General features: G+C 68.0%; 4 protein-coding genes. All 4 read right to left on the bottom strand.

Translation table 11 applies throughout. The features are described from left to right. Positions 1–101: 101 nt before the first annotated feature. The 4 genes from QH470_RS11510 to QH470_RS11495 all read right to left on the bottom strand — a co-directional run bounded on the left by QH470_RS11510 (position 102) and on the right by QH470_RS11495 (position 4,357). Entirely contained in the window at positions 102–1,019 is a 918-nt protein-coding gene (locus tag QH470_RS11510; RefSeq protein ID WP_280272302.1) for a hypothetical protein, read from the bottom strand. Positions 1,020–1,149: 130 nt separating this feature from the next. Further along, positions 1,150–2,319, bottom strand: a complete 1,170-nt coding sequence (locus QH470_RS11505) for an MlaD family protein (RefSeq protein WP_342213840.1) — start codon at positions 2,317–2,319, stop codon at positions 1,150–1,152. Next, entirely contained in the window at positions 2,316–3,416 is a 1,101-nt protein-coding gene (locus QH470_RS11500; protein ID WP_280272301.1) for an MCE family protein, read from the bottom strand. The genes QH470_RS11505 and QH470_RS11500 overlap by 4 nt, the downstream gene beginning before the upstream one ends. Then, complete coding sequence (locus tag QH470_RS11495) at positions 3,413–4,357, bottom strand: MCE family protein (RefSeq protein ID WP_280272303.1); 945 nt, start codon at positions 4,355–4,357, stop codon at positions 3,413–3,415. Before QH470_RS11495 ends, QH470_RS11500 begins: the two co-directional genes overlap by 4 nt. Positions 4,358–4,568 lie beyond the last annotated feature (211 nt).

Raw genomic sequence — 4,568 nt, 5'->3', positions numbered from 1 at the left:
CGCCCCCCCCCCCCCCGCCCCGCCGGCACCCCAACCACCTGACCCCAACCCCCGGGGGCCCCCCCGGCTTCCCGGGGGGCACCCCGTAACGATCGAGCGATCTAGCCGCCCGGCTGGGGTGCGGGCTGCTGCCCGCCGGTGCCCGGCGCCGGCTGGTCACCGCCCGGCGCGGGGACCGGACCCATGTCGTTCATCATCGGCGACTGGAAGCCGGAGGCCAGCCACTTGTCGCCCTTCTTCTCCATGGTCGCCACCACACCGATGGTGATGTGCTGCGGCTGCGGCGACGCCGCCTTGGACTGGTTCTGCGTGATGAGCATGATCACGGTGGCCTTGTCCTCGTCACCGCTTTCCCACGCGCAGTGGATCTCGTCGATCCCCGAGCGCGCCTGCGCCTGGGTGGTGATGTCCTTCAGCGCGGAGGAGGCGGCCTCGAACTGTGTCGCCCAGTCGCCGGTGGACCGGTCCTTCACGCGCTTGACGTAGTCGTCGAAGTTCTTCGCGTCGTAGGTGCCGACCTGGCGGCCGAAATCGCAGGCGGCCGCGGTCGATTCGTCTCGCGCGTCCAGCTGTCCGCCCCGGTCGCTCGCCTGCAGAGCGAACACCACCACGGCGGTGATCGCCGCGACCAGCAGCACGCCCGCGGCGAAGGCCGCGACGATCGGCAACCAGCTGGGGCGACCACTGCCGCCGGACGGCGCGGCCGCGGTGGCCGCCGCGGCCTTCGGCTGGCTCAGCTTCACCGTCGGCTCGTCCGCGGCGGCGGGCTTCGCCTGCGCGGTCTCGGCCGCGGCGGGCTTGCTCTCCGCGCCCTTGGTCTCGGCAGGTTCAGTCTCCGCGGCCTTGCTCTCCGCAGGCTTGTCCTCGGCAGGCTTACTCGCGGCCGCCTTGTCCTCCGCCCCGCCGGATTCGAATTTGGCCGTCACGTCCGCGTCGGTGCTGTCTTGCGGCCGAGCATCGTCGGCCTTCGCCTCGGCGTCGGTATTCGTGTCGTCCTTGGCAGCGTCTTCATCGGACATGAACTGATGCGTCACTTTCCCGGCGTGCTGGGCACACCGCGTAGCCGGATCGGCCCGAATACGTCCGGACCGACGGATTCTGTCAGCGAGTATGCCCGCACCGGCGGTGTTGCCGCCGGGCCGGGTGCACTCACCGCACCGGGGGCAGGGTCCTCTCGTTCGGATCGGCTCCCGCCGGCATCTGGGCACCGTTGTTGGGCACATCGGGCCGCGGCGCGTTCGCCGAACCGCGGATCTGCTGGTCCGGCGGCGGGTTGGTGCAGTAGTTGTACTTCGGCAACGAGCCGTCCTGAATCACGTAGGGAGCGGTCGGCTTGTTGTTGTACTCGCAGAACGGGCGCGGCCAGATATCCAGAATGGTGTAGAACTCGTTGTCGTGCGCCGGGACGCCGATCGCCGACGCGCCGGTGACCAGCGACGGGAACAGCGCCCGCAGCGCCGGGACCCGCAGCTGCGCCGCCTTGGTGATGGCCGCGAAGTTGGTCGCCAGGCTGGTGATCGGATCTGCGGTCTTGTCCAGCACGGCCCCCAGCTGTTGCATCTGGCCGGGTGCGGTGTCGAGCACCTTGCGCAATTCGTCGTTGGCGCCGTTGAACTGGTTGAACAGCGTCTGCGAATTGGCGGTCAGGGTGCTCAGGTCCGGTTGCGCGTTGGAGGTCGTGGCGGCGATCGTGCGCAGGTTCGCCAGCAGGTTCGTGGTCTGCGGCAGCAGATTGTCCAGACCGGCGGTGACCAGGCTGAGCGCATCGATCATGCTGCGCATCTGGTCGGGCCCGCCGGACAGGGCGACGTCGAGTTCGTTCAGGATCGTGGTGAAGCGATCCGGGTCGATCTGGTCGAAGAACGCGCTGGCGTTGTCGAGCACCGACCACACGGGGGTCGGGGTGGTGACCTTCTGCGGGTCGTACTTGATCGTCGCGCCGTTGGCCAGGAACGGTCCCTGATCGGTCTCCGGCCGGAAGTCGATGTACTGCTCACCGGCGCCGGACAAGGCCTGCACCGCCACGCGGGTGTCGACCGGGATGCGGTAGCGGCTGTCGATCTCGGCCTCGGCGGAGATCGCCGCGCCGTGGTCGGACAGCTTGATGTCGTTCACCTTGCCCACGCGGTAGCCGCGCAGCGTCACATCGTTGCCCGGCTGCAGCCCGCCCGAGCGATCCAGCGCCACGGTGACCACGTAGGTCTGCCGCACCGGATTCACCCGCATCACGCTGATCAGCAGGTACGTCGCCCCGACCAGGAACACGACGACCAGGCCCACGCTCGACAGCAGCAATTTGTGCTGCTTCAGCCAGCTCACCGGTGGCCTCCCACTCGTCCCTGGACGATCTGCAATACCTGAATGAGGCTGCCCACCATGTCCTGTGCGTCGCGCAGGTCGTAGAACTTGCTGTGCGCCGGATCGGTGATCAGGCCGATGTCGAGCTGCGTGAGGGTCGCCGCGACGGCGAGGACGTTGCCCTTGAAGGACGCGTCCACCGCCGGGCGGATCTCGTGCATGGCGTCCAGCAGCGGACCGAAGTCGGTGCGGGTCTGCGCCAGCGCGCTCATCAAGTTGTGCACGTTGTCGAGCAGGCTCGACAGCTGCTCGGTGGACGTGTTCGCGTAGTCGCCCAGCGCCGCGCTGGTGGTCGAGACCTTGGTCAGCAGGTCACCGATCTGCTTGTTGTTCTCGGCGATGGTGCCGATCATCGACGGCAGCGTGTCGGCGACCTGACCCAGCTCGTTGTGCCGCGCCTCGATGGTGTCGGCGAGCGCGCCGAAGCCGCTGAGGGTCGAGTCGATGCGCTCGCTGTTGCTGTGCAGTGTCGTTGTCACGCTGGTCATCTGGCGCAGCAGGTTGGCCAGCTGATCCGAGCGGCCGCCGACCACCGAATCCAGTTCCGAGGTGAGCTTGGTCAGCGACGCGATGCCGCCGCCGTTGAACAGCATCGAGACCGACAGCAGCAGTTCCTCGACGGTGGCGCCGGCGGAGGTCTGCTCCAGGGTGAACGTGTCGCCGTCCTGCAGCATCGCCGTGCCCGGTTCGGACTTGGGCTTGGACACCGCGACGAAGACGTCACCGAGCGGCGTGGCCTGGCGCAGTTCGGCGGTCGACCCCTTCGGCAGTTCGATGTCCTTGCGCAGCGTCAGGTCGACGACGGCCTGGAAGTTCTTGGTCTCGATGTGGGTGACCACCCCGATGTCCGAACCGCCGATCTTGACCTTCGCCTGATCGGGCAGGTTGAGCGCGTTGGTGAACACCGCGTGCAGCGTGTAGGTGTCGCCCTGCAGGCCCGGCTTGGGCAGCGGCACCTTCTCCACCGTCAGCCCGCAGCCCGCCGTGGCCAGCACACCGACCGACGCCGCCAGCGCCACCACCGCGTGTCGTGCCCGTCGGGACAGGTGAGGAATCATTTCGTCATTCCCATCAGTGCCGCGGTCAATCCGAGGTCGGGACCGAGATCTTCGACCTTCCCGGTCCGGCAGCCGTCCGCGCGCATCTGGATGCGCTCGCAGAACACGCTGATGATCTCGCCCGTCAGGGCGGTGCCGAGCACACCGCGCAGCCGGATGAAGCCGCGCTGGCGGTCCATCGTCCGATCGATGTTCTGCAGCAGCAGCGGCGCGACATCGACGACCTCGGTGACACCGGCGGCGTTGGCGCGCAACTGATCGGTGACCGCGGTCAGCCCGGTCAGGCTGGACGCCAGCTGGTCCTGGTACTGGGTGAACGCGCCGCTGGTGTTGTTCAGGAAGTCGTTCATCTGGGTGAGCGTGGCCTGCAGGCCGGGGGACTGCTCGGCGAGCAGCGAGGTCATCTGCGTGACCTGGTTGCTGAAGTCGCGCACCGACTGATCGTTCTCCGACAGCATGGTCGTCAGCTCGTTGAGCTTGACGATGATGCTCGCGACCGCGTCCTTGTTGTCGACGCCGACCTTCAACGCGCCGGACAGGGCGTTGAGGGTGTCGCGGATCTTGGCGCCCTGCCCGTTGACCATGTCGTAGAGCAGGGTGCCCGACAGCGGCCCCTCCGCGGCGCCCGGCGCGGGCTTGAGCGCGTCGGCGAACTGATCGATGGTCTTGATCATCGTGTCCAGCTCGACCGGCGTGCGGGTCTGCTCGACGGTCAGGTGCGACTTGTCGGGCAGGGTCGGCCCGCCGGTGTAGCGCGGGGTGAGTTCGATGTGCCGATCGGTGACGATGGACGGCGAGATCAGTGCGGCCGTAAGGTCTTTCGGCAGTTTCACATCGCTCTTGACGACCATGTGGACCTCGACGAACTGCCCCTTGGGCACGATCTTGTCCACCTTGCCGACCTCGAGGCCGAGCACCGTGATCGGGTTGCCCTCGAACATGCCCGCGATATTGCGGAAGTCCGCGGTGATGTGCTGTGTAGGGGGGGGCGCCGGCGGAGCCAAAGCGGGGGGGGGGCCGCCACCACAGCGCAGCACAGCCCCCCCCGCCCCCCCCCCCCCCCCACACAGCACATCACCGCGGACTTCCGCAATATCGCGGGCATGTTCGAGGGCAACCCGATCACGGTGCTCGGCCTCGAGGTCGGCAAGG

The sequence above is a fragment of the Nocardia wallacei genome (genome assembly GCF_029868745.1).
Taxonomy (GTDB): Bacteria; Actinomycetota; Actinomycetes; order Mycobacteriales; family Mycobacteriaceae; genus Nocardia; species Nocardia wallacei_B.
Note: the sequence above shows the minus strand (reverse complement) of the source record. Positions and strands in the feature narration are given on the sequence as shown.

What these genes read in the sequence shown, in the direction of transcription:
- QH470_RS11510 (WP_280272302.1), bottom strand. Translation starts at nt 1,019, where the DNA reads ATGTCCGATGAAGACGCTGCCAAGGACGACACGAATACCGACGCCGAG.
- QH470_RS11500 (WP_280272301.1), bottom strand. Translation starts at nt 3,416, where the DNA reads ATGATTCCTCACCTGTCCCGACGGGCACGACACGCGGTGGTGGCGCTG.
- QH470_RS11495 (WP_280272303.1), bottom strand. Translation starts at nt 4,357, where the DNA reads ATGTTCGAGGGCAACCCGATCACGGTGCTCGGCCTCGAGGTCGGCAAG.